Annotated in this window: 12 protein-coding genes and 2 pseudogenes; 3 read left to right on the forward strand and 11 right to left on the reverse strand. The window is 59.5% G+C overall.

The genetic code is table 11. From position 1 onward, the window contains the following. Positions 1 to 30: 30 nt before the first annotated feature. The 8 genes from AC1Z1G_RS14150 to AC1Z1G_RS14185 all read right to left on the reverse strand — a co-directional run bounded on the left by AC1Z1G_RS14150 (position 31) and on the right by AC1Z1G_RS14185 (position 13,967). The gene (locus tag AC1Z1G_RS14150) at positions 31 to 777 is read right to left on the reverse strand and encodes an SDR family oxidoreductase (protein WP_483620699.1); all 747 of its coding nucleotides are present in this window, start codon (positions 775 to 777) and stop codon (positions 31 to 33) included. A 153-nt stretch (positions 778 to 930) separates the two neighbouring features. Next, a complete protein-coding gene (locus tag AC1Z1G_RS14155; RefSeq protein ID WP_483620700.1) occupies positions 931 to 3,012 on the reverse strand; it encodes a putative bifunctional diguanylate cyclase/phosphodiesterase in 2,082 nt (693 codons plus the stop codon). A gap of 358 nt (positions 3,013 to 3,370) precedes the next feature. After that, positions 3,371 to 4,843 (reverse strand): efflux transporter outer membrane subunit, encoded by a 1,473-nt coding sequence (locus AC1Z1G_RS14160; protein WP_483620701.1) that lies wholly within the window; start codon positions 4,841 to 4,843, stop codon positions 3,371 to 3,373. Then, complete coding sequence (locus AC1Z1G_RS14165) at positions 4,840 to 7,947, reverse strand: efflux RND transporter permease subunit (protein ID WP_483620702.1); 3,108 nt, start codon at positions 7,945 to 7,947, stop codon at positions 4,840 to 4,842. The genes AC1Z1G_RS14160 and AC1Z1G_RS14165 overlap by 4 nt, the downstream gene beginning before the upstream one ends. Before the next feature lie 103 nt (positions 7,948 to 8,050). Beyond that, entirely contained in the window at positions 8,051 to 11,146 is a 3,096-nt protein-coding gene (locus tag AC1Z1G_RS14170; RefSeq protein ID WP_483620703.1) for an MdtB/MuxB family multidrug efflux RND transporter permease subunit, read from the reverse strand. Next, positions 11,143 to 12,459 carry an MdtA/MuxA family multidrug efflux RND transporter periplasmic adaptor subunit gene (locus AC1Z1G_RS14175; RefSeq protein WP_483620704.1) on the reverse strand — a complete coding sequence of 439 codons (1,317 nt, stop codon included), beginning with the start codon at positions 12,457 to 12,459 and terminating at the stop codon, positions 11,143 to 11,145. The genes AC1Z1G_RS14170 and AC1Z1G_RS14175 overlap by 4 nt, the downstream gene beginning before the upstream one ends. Before the next feature lie 392 nt (positions 12,460 to 12,851). Beyond that, positions 12,852 to 13,352 carry a thiol peroxidase gene (tpx, locus tag AC1Z1G_RS14180; RefSeq protein WP_483620705.1) on the reverse strand — a complete coding sequence of 167 codons (501 nt, stop codon included), beginning with the start codon at positions 13,350 to 13,352 and terminating at the stop codon, positions 12,852 to 12,854. A gap of 171 nt (positions 13,353 to 13,523) precedes the next feature. After that, entirely contained in the window at positions 13,524 to 13,967 is a 444-nt protein-coding gene (locus AC1Z1G_RS14185; protein ID WP_483620706.1) for an SRPBCC family protein, read from the reverse strand. Positions 13,968 to 14,248: 281 nt separating this feature from the next. Between AC1Z1G_RS14185 and AC1Z1G_RS14190 the strand changes: the two genes are divergently transcribed. Beyond that, complete coding sequence (locus AC1Z1G_RS14190; RefSeq protein ID WP_483620707.1) at positions 14,249 to 15,040, forward strand: hypothetical protein; 792 nt, start codon at positions 14,249 to 14,251, stop codon at positions 15,038 to 15,040. A 9-nt stretch (positions 15,041 to 15,049) separates the two neighbouring features. After that, a pseudogene (locus tag AC1Z1G_RS14195) lies at positions 15,050 to 15,826 on the forward strand (DUF1254 domain-containing protein); the annotation flags it as partial. Positions 15,827 to 16,011: 185 nt separating this feature from the next. On the opposite strand, the gene umuC reads toward AC1Z1G_RS14195, so the two are convergent. Together umuC and AC1Z1G_RS14205 are read right to left on the reverse strand one after the other, a co-directional pair. After that, a complete protein-coding gene (umuC, locus tag AC1Z1G_RS14200; protein WP_483620708.1) occupies positions 16,012 to 17,292 on the reverse strand; it encodes a translesion error-prone DNA polymerase V subunit UmuC in 1,281 nt (426 codons plus the stop codon). After that, a complete protein-coding gene (locus AC1Z1G_RS14205; RefSeq protein ID WP_483620709.1) occupies positions 17,285 to 17,710 on the reverse strand; it encodes a LexA family protein in 426 nt (141 codons plus the stop codon). The genes umuC and AC1Z1G_RS14205 overlap by 8 nt, the downstream gene beginning before the upstream one ends. Before the next feature lie 98 nt (positions 17,711 to 17,808). Here AC1Z1G_RS14205 and AC1Z1G_RS14210 point away from each other — a divergent pair. Beyond that, positions 17,809 to 18,397, forward strand: a pseudogene (locus AC1Z1G_RS14210) (SOS response-associated peptidase family protein). A 90-nt stretch (positions 18,398 to 18,487) separates the two neighbouring features. Here the strand turns inward: AC1Z1G_RS14210 and AC1Z1G_RS14215 are convergent. Then, positions 18,488 to 19,450: a ribosome-inactivating family protein gene (locus AC1Z1G_RS14215; protein WP_483620710.1), complete on the reverse strand. Its 963-nt coding sequence runs from the start codon at positions 19,448 to 19,450 to the stop codon at positions 18,488 to 18,490. Positions 19,451 to 19,470 lie beyond the last annotated feature (20 nt).

Genomic DNA, 19,470 nt, shown 5'->3' on the forward strand with positions numbered 1-19,470 from the left:
GAGCCAGACACCCGTGAATCAAACGCGTCGTTAACGCCCGCCCGCCAGATCGATAAACGTCCCGGTCGCGTACGACGCTTTGTCCGACAGCAGCCAGATGATCGCCTCGGCCACTTCATCCGGGCGGCCACCACGGGCCATAGGGATGCCGGACTCAAGTTTGCTGACCCGGTCCGGGTCACCGCTCAGGGCGTGGAAGTCGGTATAGATGTAGCCGGGGCGGACCGCGTTAACGCGAATACCTTCGCCAGCGACTTCCTTGGACAGGCCAATCGTGAAGCTGTCCAGCGCGCCTTTGGAAGCGGCGTAGTCGACGTATTCGCCCGCCGAGCCCAGGCGCGAGGCCACCGAAGAGACGTTAACGATGCTGCCGCCCTGCCCGCCATGCCTGGGCGACATGCGCAGCACCGCATGCTTGGCGCAGAGAATCGGCGCCAGCACATTGGTCTTCATGATTTTGAGAATGCGGAACTCGGACATTTCGTCAACCCGGGACTTGTGCCCGACGGTGCCGGCGTTGTTCACCAGGGCAGTGACCCGACCCAGCTCCGTGTCGACGCGGTGGAACAGCCCGATCACTTCGTCTTCGATGCTGACATCGGCACGAACCGCGATGGCCTGGGCCCCCAACTCGCGTACTCGCTGCAACACCGTGAACGCGGACTGTTCGTCAGCCTGGTAGTTGATGCAGATCCGATACCCCTGCTGCGCCGCCAAGAGCGCCGTCGCGGCGCCGATACCGCGTCCGCCCCCGGTGATGACGATGACTTTGTCCATGCTGGTCTTCCCCCTGATGCAAGCATTAGCAATCGGGGCCAAGAATAACCGCCATCGTCGGGTTTTGCATGGGGTCTGTGGTGTCCGGACTGACGTCTTCGCGAGCAGACTCGCTCCCACACTTGATCGCATCTCCCCTGTGGACTCGGCCCATCAACCCGCGGCCAATTGCTCGGCGCGGTGAATATCGAGCATGAAGGCGTCGGCCGGCTGCGGGTGACCGAGCAGGTAGCCTTGCAACGAGTCGCAACCCAGTTGGGTCAGGAAGTTCTGTTGCATGTCGGTTTCCACGCCCTCGGCAACGATCCGCAGCCCCAATGCCTGGCCCAGGGCGACGATGGCCGAAACAATGGCGGCATCGTCGCTGTCGTGTTCCAGATCGCGGACAAACCCCCGGTCGATTTTCAACTCATTGGCCGGCAAACGCTTGAGGTACATCAGGCTGGAGTAACCGGTGCCAAAGTCATCAATGGACAAATCCACACCCATGTCTGCCAGTTGCTGGAGCACGGTCATGCTCGCGTCGGCATCACTCATGGCAGTGGTTTCGGTGATTTCCAGGGTCAGGCTGTTGGCCGGTAAATGATGAACCGCCAGGGCCTTCGCCACGCTCTGGACCAGTCCAGCGTGGCAGAACTGCAAGGCCGACAGGTTTACCGCGATGCGCCAACCGGTGTAACCCTGGGCGTACCACTGGGCCATTTGGCGACAGGCTTCGTTGAGCACCCAGTCACCGATTGGAATGATCAAGCCGGTTTTTTCTGCCAGGTCGATGAACTTGTCCGGCAGCAACATGCCTTGCCTCGGATGCTCCCAGCGCAACAGCGCCTCGGCCCCGACCGGGCGGCCGTTGCTGGCGTCGAACTTGGGTTGGTAATGCAGGCTGAATTGCTGCTGCTCTACGGCATTGCGCAAATCCTGGAGCAATTGCAGTTGCTTGCGGGCGTTGGTGTTCATCGAGGCATCGAAAAACCGGTAACCGTTCTTGCCGGTGCCTTTGGCGTGATACATCGCCGCATCGGCGTTCATCAGCAATTCTTGCGCGGTCTGGCCGTTGCCGGGGTACATCGCGATACCGACGCTGGCGGAAATCTGCAAGTCATGGTCCGCCACGCTAAACGAACGGGAGATCAGCCCGACCTGACGCGCCGCCAGGCGCAACGCGTCGTCAGGCTCGCTCATTTGCACCAACAACACGAACTCGTCACCGCCGATCCGCGCCAGGGTGTCCTGGCTGCGCAGGTCTTCGCGCAGGCGCAAACCGACTTCGCGCAACAACTGATCGCCCATATGATGGCCGAAAGCATCGTTGACCGGTTTGAAACCGTCCAGGTCAATAAACATCAGCGCAAAACAACCACCCTGCTCTTGCACCACATGCATGGCCTGGTCGATCCGGTCGGCCAGCAGCACCCGATTGGGCAATCCGGTCAGGGTGTCATGCAGGGCCAGTTGGGTCAGTTCGCGATTGGCCAGCGTCAGGGAGTTGGCCAATTCGGCGGTACGCGCTTCCAGGCGGGCATCGAGAATTGAAGTCAGCAAGGCAATGCTCAACACCGCCAGGGTGGTAATCAGTACCAGATTGTCCAGGCCCTTGCCGTTCAGGCCATCAATGGCCGCGCCACAAAAACTGCCGTCGGGGAACTGCGCAGCGGCCATCCCGGTGTAGTGCATGCCGACGATAGCGATGCCCATGACCACCGCCGCCCCGCCACGGGCAAAGCGCACATGTGGCGTGTTCTGGCGCAACCGAAACGCAATCCACAACGCCGCCGCCGAGGCGCCCACGGCAATCAGCAACGATGCCCAGAACAGGGTCGGGTCGTAATCGATGCCCGGCTGCATGCGCATCGCCGCCATGCCGGTGTAATGCATCGCACTGATGCCCCCGCCCATGATCAGCGCGCCAAACGCCAGCTGCCAGCCCGGAAGGCGCGGCTGACTGACAAGCCACAAGGCAAACCCGCAGGAAAGGATGGCGATCAGCAGGGAAAGCAAGGTGATCGTAATGTCGTAGCCCAGGTCGATGGGCAACGTGAAGGCCAGCATGCCAATAAAGTGCATCGACCAGACGCCCACGCCCATGGCCAACGCACCGCCGACAGTCCATAAATGAGCGGCGCGGCCTGTGGTCGTGGCGATACGACCGGTAAGGTCCAAAGCGGTGTAGGACGCCAGAATCGCCACGCAGAGCGAGATCAGCACCAGAGCGGGGGAGTAACTTCCGATGAGCATGAGACTTCTCGAGGCCGGTGAGCCGAACTGCATCCATGCTTGGGGGCAAATCGCAGGATTGTACCCATTGCGCCAAAGAACGCATCCCCAAAGTAACCAAAAGGCCAGCAGCCTCGGAGAAAGTCTGTAACAAGGTGGAACATGCCCTTACAGGGTGTAGGGGCGATAACGATGAACGGTCAGAAAGGACTCACGCCCGCCTAATGCCTGTCAGTTAAGTGAAATCCTTGTGGGAGCGAGCCTACTCGCGAAATCGGCGGGTCAGCAAACATTGATGTTGAAGGTGCCGACGCCTTCGCGAGCAGGCTCGCGCCCACATGTTTCGTGCTCTAAATGACTGGCATTACTCACGCACGGCCTACTTTTTCTCGCTGAGTTGCATCTGCCCGTCCCATCCGCCGCCAAGCGCGGCGATCAGTTGCACACTGGCGATCAAACGACTTTGCTGCAACGTCAGTACGCTGCGCTCGTTGTTCAGCGCCGAAGCCTGGATCACCACCACGTCAAGATAGGCGATCAGCCCGGCCTTGTACTGGTTCAGGGTCAGGCGCAGGGACTCGCGTGCTGAATCCAGCGCTTGCTGACGCACCACGGCTTCGTCTTCGAGCACCTTGAGTTGCACCAGGTAGTTCTCCACCTCGCGGAAACCATCGAGCACGGTCTGCCGGTATTTGGCGACGGTCTGATCGTAAAGCGCCTCGCTGCGGTCGACTTCCGCCGAGCGCTGGCCACCGTCGAACAGGGTCATCGCCAGTTTGGGCCCCACGGACCAGAAGCGGTTCGGCAGGCTGATCCAGTCGGCGTAGGTGCTGCTGCTGTAGCCACCGCTCAGGCTCAAGCTCAGGTCCGGGTAATACGCAGCCTTCGCCACGCCAATGTTGGCGTTGGCGGCGATCACCGAACGTTCTGCCGAAGCGATATCCGGGCGGCGCTCCAGCAACTGCGAGGGCAGGCTCACAGGCACTTGCGGCAACACCGGGATGTCCCGGGTTTCGGCCAGGCTGAACCCGGCCGGTGGCTGCCCGGTCAGAACGGCAATCGCATTCTCGAACTGAGCGCGCTGCCAGATCAGGTCAATCAGGTCAGCCTGGGTGCCTTTGAGTTGGGTTTGCGCCTGGGCCACGGCGTCCTTGCCCGAGACACCGGCACGGTACTGGTTTTCAGTCATTTTCAGCGAACGCTGATAGTTTTCCACCGTCGCTTCCAGCAAGCGTTTCTGCTGATCGATCACCCGCAGTTGCAGGTAATTTTGCACCAGTTCCGATTGCTGGCTCAGGCGCATGGCCGCCAGGTCAGCGGCACTCGCCTCGGCGCTGGCTTCATTGGCTTCCAGCCCACGGCGCAATTTGCCCCAGACATCCGCTTCCCAGCTCACCCCCAACTGGGTGTTGTAGGTGTCGCGAATCCCGCTGCTGGAACTGCTCAGACTGGAACTGCTGCTGCCGGTGCCCTGGCTGGAACGGGTTTTCCCGGCACTCAGGTCAACCTTGGGGAAAAACGAGCCTCGCGCACTGCGCACCAGCGCTTGCGCCTGACGGTACTGGGCTTCGGACTGGGCGACGGTCTGGTTGGCACTGTTGAGCTTTTCAATCAGCCCGTTGAGTTGTTGATCGCCGTACAGCTCCCACCAGGCGCCACGGGCCAATGAATCGCTGGGGTTGGCCTGACGCCAGCCTTCGGCTTGCTTGTACTGCGCCGGTTCGGCGACTGGCGGGCGCTGGTAATCCGGGCCGATGGCACAAGCGCTGAGCAGCAAGGCACTGAGCGACAGGCTCAGCAATCGCGAACCCCGGGCCGAGAACACAGGGTTGAAGGGCGAACGGTCAGTCATAGCGCGGTTTCCAGAGCAGCATCGGTACGTACCCCACGCCAGTGGTTGAAGCGATGGCGCAGTTTGTCGAGATAGAGGTAAACCACCGGAGTGGTGTAAAGCGTCAGCACCTGGCTGAAAATCAGCCCGCCGATAATCGTCAGGCCCAACGGCTGACGCATTTCCGCTCCTTCTGCGCTGCTGAGCAGCAACGGCAAGGCACCGAGAATGGCCGCCAGGGTTGTCATCAGAATCGGCCGCAGGCGCAACAGGCAAGCGCTGCGGATCGATTCCAGCGGAGCCATGCCTTGATGGCGCTCCAGTTGCAGGGCCAGGTCGATCATCAGAATGGCGTTTTTCTTCACCACACCGATCAACAGGAACAACCCCAGCAGCGAGATCAGGCTGAATTCACCGCCCAGCACATAGATCGACAGCAACGCACCGACCCCGGCCGACGGCAAGGTGGACAGAATGGTCAGCGGATGAATGTAGCTTTCATACAACACCCCCAGCACCAGATACACCGCCACCAGCGCGCCGAGAATCATCCACGGCTGGCTCTTTTGCGTGGCGGCAAACGCGTCGGCGGTGCCGGCCATTTTGACGATCACCTCTTCCGGCAGGCCCAGCTTGGCAATCGCCCGTTCAATGGCGGCAGTGCCCTGCTCGACCGTCACCCCTTCGGCCATGTCGAAGGAAATGTCTTCGGAAGCGAACTGTCCTTCGTGGCTGACACGGTCGTCTTCCAGGCTGTTTTCGTAGTGAGCGATGGCCGACAACGGAATTCGCGCACCGTCAGCCGTGATGACCTGAACCTGATTGAGGGTGATCGGGTCCTGGGCGTACTTGGGATTGACCTCCATCACCACCTGATACTGGTTGAGGCTGTCGTAGATGGTGGAAATCTGCCGCTGGCTGTAGGCGTTGTTCAACACCGAGGTGACCATGGCCATGTCCACGCCCAGACGTTTGGCCTGATCGCGGTCGACCACCAGCGTCACTTGCTGGGCACCACGGCCTTCGCGGGCGTCGATGGCCGTCAGTTCGGGCAGGCTTTTGAGCGCCGTCACGACTTTCGGATACCACAGCCGCAGCGCTGAAAGATCACCGCTTTGCAGGATGTACGAGTATTGGGAAGAGGCTTGCTCGCGACCGCCACCAAACTGCAGGTCCTGGTCAGCCATCAGCATCAACATGCCACCGGGCACTTTGGGCATGTCCTTGCGCAGGCGTTCAATGACTTTCTGCGCGGATATCTGCCGCTCCTTGATGGGCTTGAGCCGAACCAGCATGAAGGCGTTGTTGGTGCCATTGTTGCCGCCAATAAACCCGGCCACGCTTTCTACCGCAGGATCACGCAGCACGGCCTGGCGGAAGATTTCCATTTTCGGCTGCATCACGCTGAACGACAGGCCATCGTCACCGCGCACAAAACCGATCAACTGCCCGGTGTCCTGTTGCGGCATGAAGGTCTTGGGCACTACCACGTACAACGCAACGTTGACCCCGATGGTGACGAACAGGCTGAGCAAGGTCAGGCGCCGGTGACGCAAGACCCAGTCCAGGCTGCGGGCGTAGCCTTTGACCATCCAGTCGTTGACACGCCGGCTGGTGCGTTGCAAACGGTTCTCCTGGCCCGGCGTGTGGGGTTTGAGCCACCGCGCGCACAACATCGGCGTAAGGGTCAGGGACACCACCAGCGACACGATAATGGCCGCCGCCAGGGTGATGGAAAACTCGCGGAACAGGCTTTCGATGATGCCGCCCATGAACAGGATCGACAGGAACACCGCCACCAGCGAGACGTTCATCGACAGCAAGGTAAACCCGACTTCCTTGGCCCCCAGGTAGGCCGCCTTCATTGGCGCAATGCCGTCGTCGATGTGCCGGGAGATGTTCTCCAGTACCACGATGGCGTCGTCCACCACCAGTCCGGTGGCGAGGATCAGCGCCATCAGCGACAAGTTGTTCAGGGAAAACCCGTAGAGGTACATCACCGCAAAAGTGCCCACCAGCGACACCGGCACCGCCAATGTCGGGATCAGCGAGGCGCGCAAGTTACCGAGGAACAGGTACACCACCAGAATCACCAGCGCGACGGCAATCAGCAGGGTCATTTCCGCTTCGTGCAGGGTCGCCTTGATCACCGGCGAACGGTCCATGGCCAGGTTCAACTTGACGCTCGCCGGCAACACTGCCTGCAACGCCGGCAATTGGGCCTTGATCTCGTTGACAGTCTCGATGATGTTGGCGCCGGCCTGGCGGTTGATCACCAGCAACACGGCAGCGTCATTGTTGAAGAAACCACTGTTGTAGCGGTCCTCCACACCGTCACTGACCTTGGCCACGTCGCTCAGGCGCAGCGCCGAACCATTCTGGTAGCGAATGATCAGCGACTCGTAATCCTTGGCCCTTTCCAACTGGTCGTTGGCCTGCACCTGCCACATGCGCTGGTCGTCTTCGACCGAACCTTTGGGACGGCGCACGTTGGCATTGGCGATGGTGTTGCGTACGTCGTCCAGCGCCACGCCATACTGGTTCAGCAGTTGCGGTTCGAGTTCGATGCGCACCGCCGGCAAGGAGCTGCCGCCGATCTGCACTTCACCGACACCCGGCACCTGCGACAGGCTCTGGGACAGGATGGTCGAGGCCAGATCGTAGAGCTGACCCTTTGCCAACACGTCCGAGGTCAGCGAAAGCACCATGATCGGTGCCTGCGACGGGTTGACCTTTTTATAGGTCGGCATGCTGCGCATGCCGCTGGGCAGCAGGTTGCGCGAGGCGTTGATGGCCGCTTGCACTTCCCGCGCCGCGCCGTTGATGTCGCGCCCCAGGTCAAATTGCAGGATCACCCGCGTCGAGCCCTGGCTGGAACGGCTACTCATGGTGTTGACCCCGGCGATGGCGCCGAAGGATCGCTCCAGCGGCGTTGCCACCGTGGAGGCCATGACCTCGGGGCTGGCGCCCGGCAAACTGGCCTGAACGACGATCACCGGGAAGTCCATCTGTGGCAACGGCGACACCGGCAACAGGCCGAAACTGACCCCACCCAGCAACATGATGGCCAGAGAAAGCAGCATGGTTGCCACAGGACGTTTTATGAAAGGACCTGAAAGATTCATGGACGACCGCTCCAGGCTTCAAACGGCAAACTGCAAGAGACAAGCAGAATGTGTGCAGGCTTTAGCTCAAGGCTTGCAGCTTGAAGCTTGAAGCTCACCGCCGTCATACCACCACCTCTTTCGAGTCGGACTTGCCGAAGCGGCGTCCCAACCGGTCGAAATACAAGTAGATCACCGGCGTGGTAAACAGCGTCAGCACCTGACTCACCAACAACCCGCCGACCATCACCAGGCCCAGCGGCTGGCGCAGCTCTGCGCCGGAACCGGTGGCAAGCATCAGCGGCACCGCGCCGAACAACGCAGCCAATGTCGTCATCAGGATCGGACGAAAACGCAACAGCGCCGCCTGGTAAATCGCGGTTTCCGGGTCCAGGCCCTGATTACGCTCAGCGTCCAGGGCAAAGTCGATCATCATGATCGCGTTCTTCTTGACGATACCGATCAGCAAAATGATACCGATGATCGCGATCATCCCCAGGTCATTGCCACTGAGGATCAACGCCAACAACGCACCGACTGCCGCCGACGGCAAGGTCGAGAGGATGGTAATCGGGTGGATGTAACTTTCGTACAGCACGCCCAGCACGATGTACATCGTCACCACCGCCGCCAGAATCAGCAGCAAAGTGCTCGACAGCGACGCCTCGAACGCCTGCGCAGCGCCCTGGAACTGGGTCTGCACGCCCACTGGCATGCCGATGTCCTGCTGCACCTTGTTGATCAGCTCGACCGCCTGCCCCAGCGCCACGCCGGGCGCCAGGTTGAACGACATCATCACCGCCGGGAACTGGCCGATATGGGCAATCGCCAGTTGGGCCTGACGTTCTTCCATGCGCGCCAGGCTGGACAGGCGCACCTGACCGCCGTCGGTGGTCTTGACGTGAATCTGCTCCAGCGCCTGCGGGCCGATTTTTTCACCGGCCTGGGCCTGCAACACCACGCGGTACTGGCTGGCCTGGGTGTAAATGGTGGAAATCTGCCGCTGGCCAAAGGCGTCATACAAGGCATCGGTGATGTTCGACACCGACACACCAATCCGTGAGGCGGCATCGCGGTCGATCACCAGATAGACCTGCAAGCCCTTGTCCTGCAAGTCGCTGGCAACATCGGTCAGCTCGGGCTGCCTGGCCAGCGCCTCGACCAACCGCCCGCTCCACAGGCTCAGCAGGTCGGCGTCGGGAGAGGACATGCTGAACTGGTACTGAGTCCGGCTGACGCGGTCTTCGATGGTCAGGTCCTGCACCGGCTGCATGTACAGGCGAATGCCCACCAGCTTGTCCAGCGCCGGTTGCAAACGGGCGATGACTTGAGTGGCACTCAGGTCGCGCTCCTTGTGCGGCTTGAGGTTGATCAACAAACGGCCGCTGTTGAGCGTCGCGTTATCGCCATCGACACCGATATAAGAAGACAGGCTCTCTACCGCAGGGTCCGCCAGGATGACTTTCGCCAACGCTTGCTGGCGCTGGCTCATGGCAGCGAACGAAATCGACTGGGGCGCCTCGGAAATGCCCTGGATCACCCCGGTGTCCTGCACCGGGAAAAACCCTTTGGGCACCACCATGTACAGGAACACCGTGAGGCCCAGCGTGCCGATGGCCACCAGCAACGTCAGCGGCTGGTGCTTGAGCACCCACTGCAATTTGCGCCCGTAGGCCGCGATCATCCAGTCGATCCAGGCACCGCTGGCCCGGTAGAACCGGCCCTGCTCTTCTTCCTTCGGTTCACGCTTGAGCAGGCGTGCGCACATCATCGGTGTCAGGGTCAGCGAAACCACCAGCGAAATCAGGATCGCCACCGCCAGGGTGATGGCGAACTCCCGGAACAGGCGCCCCACCACATCGGCCATGAACAGCAACGGAATCAGGACCGCAATCAACGACAGGGTCAGGGACACCAGGGTGAAACCGATCTGCTTGGCGCCCTTGAGCGCCGCTTGCATCGGGCTCTCGCCCTCTTCGATGTAGCGCGAGATGTTTTCGAGCATGACGATCGCATCGTCCACCACAAAACCGGTGGCGATGGTCAGCGCCATCAGGGTCAGGTTGTTGACCGAGAACCCCGCCAGGTACATCACGCCGAACGTGCCGACCAGCGACAGCGGCACGGCGATGGACGGAATGATCGTGGCGCTGAAACGCCGCAGGAACAGGAACGTGACCATGACCACCAGGGCAATGGCGATCAGCAGTTCATGTTGTACATCAGTCACCGAGGCACGGATGGTCTGGGTGCGGTCCGTCAGTACGGTAACGTCGAGACCGGCCGGCAGGTTGTCGGTGATGCTCGGCAACAGGGCCTTGATGCGGTCGACCACTTCGATCACGTTGGCGCCTGGTTGGCGCTGGATGTTCAGCAGCACAGCCTGGTTTTCATTGGCCCAGGCGGCAAGGCGTTCGTTTTCGGCGCCGTCAACAATTTGTGCGACGTCCTTGAGCCGCAACGGTGCGCCGTTTTTGTAGGCCAGGATCAGTTCGGCATAGTCTTCGGGCGACTTGAGCTGGTCATTGGCATCGAGCATCGACACCCGGGTCGGGCCATCGAAGTTGCCTTTGGGCTGGTTGACGTTGGACGCACCTATCAGGGTGCGCACGTCCGACAGGTTCAAACCATTGGCCGCCAGGGCCTCGGGGTTGACCTTGATCCGCACGGCCTGCCGCTGGCCGCCCGCAATGGTGACCATGCCGACGCCGCTGATCTGGGCGATTTTTTGCGCCATGCGCGTGTCGACCAAATCATTGAGTTTGGGCAACAGCATGGTCTTTGAGGTGATGGCCAGCGTCAGCACCGGGGTGTCGGCCGGGTTGACCTTGTTGTACACCGGTGGCGCGGGCAAGTCCTTGGGCAGCAGGTTGGTCGCGGAGTTGATCGCCGCCTGCACCTGTTGCTCGGCGACATCCATATTAATGTCGAGGTTGAAACGCAGGGTCAGCACCGAGGCGCCGCCAGAACTGGTGGACGCCATTTGAGTCAGGCCCGGCATCTGCCCGAACTGCCGTTCCAGCGGTGCGGTGACCGCACTGGTCATCACATCCGGGCTCGCGCCGGGGTAAAGCGTCATGACACGAATGGTCGGGTAATCGACCTGTGGCAATGCCGAAACCGGCAACAGGCGATACGCGATCAGGCCGGCCAGGACAATGGCCAGCATGCTCAGCGTGGTGGCGACCGGGCGAAGAATGAACAGCCGCGAGAGATTCATGCGCCGCCCTTTTGCGCCTTGTCCGTGGCGGACGGTTCAGCGGCGGCGCTCGCCGGTTGGCCTTGCAGGTGCCCGGTCGGGGTCGTCGGGACAGCGTCGCTGTCGTTGACCACTTCCACCTCACTGCCCTCTTTCAGACGATCCGTCCCTTCCAGTACCACACGATCACCGGCGGCCAGGCCCTCCTTGATCACCGTATGCTCGCCATCGCTGGCGCCGACTTTGAGTTGGCGCAGCGAGACTTTCTTGTCACCGTCCAGGGCATACACGAAGGTGCCGTTGGTGCCGAACTGAATTGCTGCCGATGGGGCCAGCACCACCCCTTTGAGGGTGTCGGCCAACAGACGCACATTGACGAACTGATTGGGGAATAGCGACTGGTCGCGGTTATCGTAACGGGCCTTGAATTTCAGGGTGCCGGTGGTGATGTCGATCTGGTTGTCCAGGCTCTGCAACACGCCAGTGGCCTGGAGTTTGGTATCGCCACGGTCCCAGGCTTCCACCGGCAGTCTGGCACCGCTGCGGTAACGGGCCAGTACGGTTTCCAGGCTGTTCTCCGGCAAGGTGAACGCCACACTGATCGGCTGGGTCTGGGTAATGACCGCCAGCGCCGTGGTGTCATTGGCTGCCACCAGGTTGCCGACATCCAACTGACGGAGACCGACGCGACCGGCGATCGGCGCCCGGATTTTGGTGAACTCCAGATTCAGCTTGGCGTCGTTGACTGCCGCCTGACTAGTCTTGACCGTGCCCTGATACTGACCCACCAGCGCAGCGGCAGTGTCCAGGGTTTGCTTGGCGATACTGTCTTCGGCAAACAGGCCGCGATAGCGCTCCAGGTCGACCTGGGCGTTTTTCAGTTGCGCCTGGTTTTGCAGCAAGGTGCCTTCGGCTTGCAGCAAGGCATTCTGGTAAGGACGCGGATCAATTTCGGCGAGCAGGTCGCCGGCCTTGACCATTTGTCCTTCTTCAAAGGCAATTTTCACCAATTCGCCGCCGACACGGCTGCGCACATTGATGGTGTTTAACGCCGTCACCGTGCCCAGCGCCTTGTAGTACAGCGCAAAGTCGCCCGTGACAGCGGCCGCCACCCGCACCGGAACCGCCCCCCCCGCACCACCGAACCCCGGACGCATGCCACCGGCCTTGCCGGTATGCCCGGCGGCGACTTTTTGCCCGGCTGCGTCTTTATGGTCGTCGCCACTTGGCCAGAACTTCCAGCACAGGCCAGCGATGAGCAACAGGACAAGCAGGCCAAACAGCCAGCGACGGGGATTGCGGGAAGCAGAGGATTGCATGGAGTGATCAACCATTGGGCGCGTGGGCATCTTTTACGGGAGGTTGAAAGATAAGCACTGACAGCCATTAAGCAAAGCGCCTTTACCGGCAATTTACCTTGGGCTTACCTTTCGTCGAACATTTGCTAAAACACTGAAACACAAATGAAAACGGCCTGGGCAGAGGGGGCGTTCTCAACTGACTTCCACGCCGCGCCGGCGGGGAAATCAACTGAGAACGCCCCCAGGGTAATGCCTGTCAGTTAAGTGAAATCTCTGTGGGAGCGAGCCTGCTCGCGAAAGCGGTGTGTCTGCAAACATTGATGTTGAATGTGCCGACGTCTTCGCGAGCAGGCTCGCTCCCACACGTTTCGTGCCCTAACTGACAGGCATTACGCCCCCTGGGCCGTTAATAATTGTAAAAGCTGTTACTTCAAAACGGCCAACGCCGCTTCGTAGTTCGGCTCTTCAGCGATTTCCTTGACCAGTTCGCTGTGCAGCACGGTGTCGTTTTCGTCCAGCACCACAACAGCGCGAGCGGTCAGGCCTTTGAGCGGACCATCGGCAATCGCCACGCCGTAGTTTTCGATGAACTCGGCGCCACGCAGGGTCGACAGGTTCTGGACGTTCTCCAGACCTTCGGCACCGCAGAAACGAGCCTGGGCGAACGGCAGGTCAGCCGAGATGCACAACACTACGGTGTTGGCGACGTCGTTGGCCTGGGCGTTGAACGTGCGAACCGAGGTAGCGCAGGTCGGGGTGTCAACGCTTGGAAAAATGTTCAGTACCTTGCGCTTGCCGGCGAAGCTCGCCAGGGTCACGTCGGACAGGTTGCCTGCCACCAGGGAAAAAGCCGGCGCCTTGGAACCGGCTTGCGGCAGTTGGCCGTTGACTTGAACCGGGTTGCCTTTAAGAGTGACTTGAGCCATGAACGGAGTCCTTCTGAGCGTTTTTTGTGGAGGATTTTCGAGAGGCGGAAGTTAACCATGAAATGCGCTGAGGACCTATGGCAAAACACAAAATGTCATCACCGCGGACCGCTTAAACCGACCTTCTCAACGGGTCTGACCCGCTCCTGAACACACAGGAAAACCGTAACTTCAGCCTAATAGTTGCAACATGTTGCGATGACGGGCCTCGAAGATGCGTCGCATGTAGGCATTGACCATCAGCCACTCCAAAGGTGCACCGCCAATCGCCGCGTAGGTCACCCGGTCGGTGTACAACGTGCCGCCCTCGGCAGCCGCAACCCGGTGTTCATGGCGAAACGCACTGAGCGGGCCCTTGAGCATTTCGTCGATGAAATGATGATCGCTGACCTCCCGGATCGTCACGGTCCAGTTAGCGGGCACACACCCAAACATCCAATGCCGAAAACGAAACTCGCGTCCGGCACTGATCCGCAAGTTGTTCAGGTCTATATCCCCCAGAGGCGTCACGCGTTCCGGGAAGATTTTCGGAAAGTTGCTGCCTTCAAGGCAAAAATCGAGGACTTGCCGGGGCGTCCGCCCCTTGATCAGCGTGGTGAGCTCCAGAACCGGCATCGACAACATCCTTGGGTTTAGCGATGGCACAGCTTAACACCGCGCTTTCACCGGTCGACAGCCGCCTGATGGGCCCTGGCGATTGCGCAAAGTTCGACGTGGCCCACATAAAAAGGAGAGCGTGCGCACAAAACCAGGGAATTAACCCCTTCGACTGGCTAACCCCACGTTAGCTGCTAATTTCATCTGACGTGTCCTACAGGCTTGTCAGTACGGAAATTACAGCGCAACCGGCCTTCAAGTGCCGGGCGCTTGTCAGCCACCATGGAACCGGGGGATTCATGCCCAAGAGCTTTTATGCTGCTGCGCTGCTGATGGCCGCCACAACGGCGCCCGTGTTTTGTGCTCTGGCCGACAATGCCGAGACCGCCAACAAAAGCAATAACCCACTGAACCTCGCGCCCGGTTTGAACCTGCAGGATTACTACACCCCCAAGCTCTACGACACCAACGCTCACACCAATGACGCGTTGCTGCGCGGCGCACTGCCGATGGCGCCCAGTGACTTCATCGGTGTCGCGCAACTGTTGCGCGCAACCTTGCCCATCAGCACCCGACCCAATCCGCACGGGGGTTACAGCACCGGTGTCGGCGATCTCAATCTGTTCGATATTTTCCTGCTCAAGACCGAAGGCGTGCAGTTGGGCATCGGTCCGCAGATCACCGCCCCTACCGCCGAGCATGACGAACTGGGCACCGGCAAATGGCAGGCCGGGCTGGCAGCCATCGCCATCGACGCTTCGCCGCGCGGCCTGCTCGGCGCACTGGTGCAGTACCAGAGCTCGTTTGCCGGCGACCGTGACCGGCCACACGTCGAAAGCGCCACGCTCCAGCCATTCATCATTCATAACCTGCCCAAGGGCTGGTATCTGCGCTCGACCGGCACCTGGACGTTCGACCTGAAAAACAACACCCATTACATCCCCATCGGTTTTGGCGCGGGCAAGGCCTGGAAGTCCGGCCGCAACATCCTCAACGCCTACCTGGAGCCGCAGTGGACAGTGGAGCGCAAAGGCGATGGCCTGCCGCAGTTCACCCTGTTCGCAGGGATCAACGTCACCTTCGGAAAATAAGGAATTGTCATGCAGGCTTTGATTCGTGTAGCGGGTTTTAGCGTCATGGCCGTGTTTGCCAGCTGCGGTGTCGGCGTTCAGGCCCAGCCACTGGAGACGCGCATGGGTCAGGTGACGATGGAGGGCGAGTTGCCCGCTCACGAGTCCATTCCCAAGCTCTACGCCGAACTCGATTTCCAACAGGCCACGCAGTCTTATCTCTGGGCGTTGCCGCTGGTGTCCTACGCCCAGTGGCAGAAAGAGTTTCGCGACAAGCTCGGCGCCCACAGTGGCGACCTGATGGTGCTCGACAGCTACGAAGACAAGCTCGGCGTGATCACGGCCAACGCCACGACGCCTTACATTCTGGGCTTCGTCGACCTCAATGAAACCGGCCCGCTGGTGATCGAATTGCCGCCCGGCCCTACTGCCGGCGGTGTCGGAGACTTCTGGCAACGGGCAATCATCGACATGGGCCAGACCGGCCCGGACAAAGGCAAGGGCGGCAAGTACCTGGTACTCCCACCCGGTCAGGAGCCACCGGCCGACGCGGGCAAGTATTACCTGGCTCGCTCGCAAACCATGAACGTGCTGGTGGGTTTCCGGGTACTCGACCCGGACCCGGCCAAGGGCAAGGCTTTGGTCGAAGCCTTCAAAATGTACCCTTACGCCAAGCGCGCCACGCCGGATAAAACCCGACTGCTTTCGCCCGAGGGCAAGGCCTGGTCCGGCACGCAGCCACGGGGCATGGCGTATTGGGAGCGCTTGCACCAGATCATCCAGAAAGAACCGGTCAACGAACGGGACATAGTCTGAAAACCATCCAAGGCCTTTTAAATCAAGGTCTTGGACTGCATTTTCGACTAAAAAACAGCATTACTTTAGAGCATTTGTAGCCCAATAAACATTGGTCCAAACAGTTGCATTTTGGGGAAGATTTTTCAGCCCTAGCCATCCCTCCTGCGGCGTTCTGCCGGCCGAACACCACCCCATCAAACACATGACACCTTCCATAGCTGATCAAGCCTGGTCGTATAGCTCTGACTCATCATTTCTCGTCGCATGACCCAATCCGGATGGCTCGGTACGCTGGCAGACCGAAGCGTCCCCCTGCCCCAGCGACCGTTGATCTGATCCAGCACGCCCATCAGCTTTGTTGAAGCGCCCGGCTGTGACGCGGCAAACAGGTCCTCGGTGTATTCGCCCGGCTGGCACAGGTTCAGCAGCATGACCTCCGCCTTGCTGTAATTGAAGCCAGGCCTGAAGACATGCTCGAGCGCGTCGACCGCCGCCCGGGTCAGTAGCCGCACGTCATCGGTCGGGTACGGCAGGTCGACCACCACGCCGTTGGCGTACTTGGCTTCCTCCGGGTTAAACATGCCGGTGCGGATGCTTACGCGGATCTTCTTGCACAGCGAGCCCTGGGCGCGGAGCTTTTCCGAGGCACGCATCATGTAGGTGGCCACCGCCTCCTTGATGGGCGGCAGCTCCTTCAGACGCTTGCCGAACATGCGGCTACAGCAGATCTCCTGCTTCGGCGGGTCGGGCTCATCCAGCTCAAGGCATGGGGTGCCGGCCAGTTCCCGGGCGGTCTTCTCGATTACCACGCTGAACTTCTTGCGCAACATCCACGGATCGGCCTTGGCCAGGTCCATGGCTGTCTTGATGCCCAAGGTATCCAGGTGCAGTTTCATCCGGCGCCCGACGCCCCAGACCTCGGCCACATCGGTGTTGCGCAGCACCCAGTCGCGCTTGGCCATATCACAGATGTCGACCACCCCACCGGTTTGCACCTGCAAGCGCTTCGCCGTGTGGTTGGCCAGCTTGGCCAAGGTCTTGGTGTGGGCAATACCGATACCCACCGGGATGCCGGTGCAGCGCAGCACCTGGGCGCGAATCCGCCGACCGAACGCATCCAGCCCCGTCATACCGGTCAGATCGGCGAAAGCCTCATCGATGCTGTACACCTCGACCGCCGGCACCATGGCCTCAATCAGGCTCATCACCCTTTCGCTCATGTCTCCGTACAGCGCGTAGTTGGACGAAAACGGGACGATGCCGTGCTGCTCGAGCTTGTGCTTGATCTGGAAGTACGGCTCGCCCATTTTGATAAACGGCTTGGCGTCGTAGCTGCGCGCAATGACACAGCCGTCGTTGTTGCTCAGCACCACAATCGGCACCTTGGCCAGGTCCGGGCGAAACACCCGCTCGCAGCTGGCATAGAAGCTGTTGCAATCGATCAGCGCGAACACCGGCTCATGGGGTTTAGACATGGCTACGCACGGTATTGGTGATCACGCCCCAGATGGTCAGCTCATCACCTTCAAGGATGTATCGGGCCGGGTACTTGGGGTTTTCCGACAGCAGGATCACCTCCTTCCCGCGCTTGCACAGGCGCTTGCAGACCGGGTCGTTGTTCAACAGCGCCACCACGATGTGCCCGTGGGCGGGCTCAATCGAACGATCAACCACCGCCAGGTCACCCTCGAAAATGCCGGCGCCCTGCATGCTCTCGCCGGTGATCGCGACCAGGTAGACGTGCGGCGCGCGGATGTTCAAGACCTCATCCAATGAGATGTGCTGCTCAATGTGATCGGCTGCCGGCGACGGAAAACCGGCCGGCACCTGAAAAGAGCAGAAAGGCAGCTTCACGCCGCCCTCTGAAATTGGACCTAGAATTGAAAAGCTCATGACGCACCTTTTACAAATACTGTACGAAAATACAGTTAATTTGAAAGCAGGTCTGTGGTCAATTTTCTTGTAGGAAATTTCGACAGGCGGAGGCTGGTATGTGTGGTCGACTTTCCCAGTACAGTAGCATCCACGACTTCGTGGCAGCGCTGAGCATGCCCAATGCCCTGGCCAACACTGTGGGCGATGAACCGCTCGGGCGCTACAACGTGGCGCCGACGACGCAGGTCGCCCTGCTCCACCTCGAAGGCGACACTTTGCATGCTGATCGAGTGCGCTGGGGGTGGCGCCCGCACTGGGCGAAGGATCGCGCCGCACCGATCAATGCCAGGGTGGAGAAAGTCGCACACGGACCGTTCTTCCGGGCGATCTGGCCGCATCGTGCAATCGCGCCCATCGATAACTGGTTTGAGTGGGTTGATGAAGGCGGGCCGAAGAAGCAGCCCTACCTGATCCGGCACCGGGACGGCTCGCCGATCCTCTGCGCGTCGATCGGGCAGCTACCAGACGCGGACGAAGGCCATGGCGAGCACGACGGCTTTGTGATCATCACCGCCGACAGCGCTGGCGGCATGGTGGACATTCATGACGCCGACCAGTGGCCCTGACGCCCGAGCCAGCTCCGAGCAGATGGTGCTGCACCAAGGAGATACTACTAAAGTGTTTGAGTGGTCAAAATCGACATAATTAAGCTCCATCCATAGAGTAAAAAATACAGCTGCCATACAGCTGACAAATTAGACATCCTTCATCGCAACTGAAAGTCACCATGGCAAATCACAAAGCATCACTCACTACAGAGTAGCTCGACTCAGCCTTTTGCGAGCCGACGCTGCCTTTCTGTGTAATCAGAAAAATAGCCACCTTTTTCGAAACATCGGCAAATGAACTATAAACAACATTATCAATAGTGATTGGCTTTGTATCTGGCTTATCCACAATTGAGAACCCAAACTTACTCAAAGCACTCCAATTGTTCATCAGCTCTATCTCGGCGTTCCCCAACGGTGCTTTCGGTTTTCCCCCTGGTGCCCCCGGTTCCCCCTGCCCTTTATACACGGCGATATTGCTATATATTTTATCTCCAATCGAATATTGAAAACGCGCCCCTTCCACGAACATCGGTATTACCGTGAGCAGCGCTTTTTTCGCCTCGTCTTCGGATGGGGCGGGATGATTATTAAACAATGGTTTCAGTGCATCACTAAGTCGCATCCAACTGTACATAATTGATGTTCGCTGAGTGCCATGACTATCCCCTAAGTTCGGATAGTCCGCCGTAAATTTCAGTCGCACGATATCTATATCTTTGACATCAGTCGGAATGGGCTGTCCTTTAATTGCATAATATCTCCCACCAACCATATACCCAACAACATAAAGATCTTTCGGCTTTATGTAAAAAACAATATCACCCTCCCCTTTCACGCTAAATTTTAGTCGAGCGTAACTCGTTTTTACGGTCAAGGGCGAATCGACAGTCTGCGACACATTCTGATGAAAATTAACAGTCCATGTAGTATTGATTTTCGTCAAAGCCGCTTTATATATCCCCGCCGTTTTTTCATTATCCAAATCTGGAATATTATATGCAATTTCAGAAACCAACATCTCCTTAGCGCCAACCTGAGTCGAGCCAATAAGAAGCGTCAAGGCGATGAAAAACAACGTTTTTATGGCGCATCCATGCTTATTCTCATCCGAAGTCAAACCACGACCAAATCTAGAGATAGTCAGCATCAAAAACCCTCCTTGGCTTA

The organism is Pseudomonas sp. JL27(2026) (assembly GCF_056933555.1).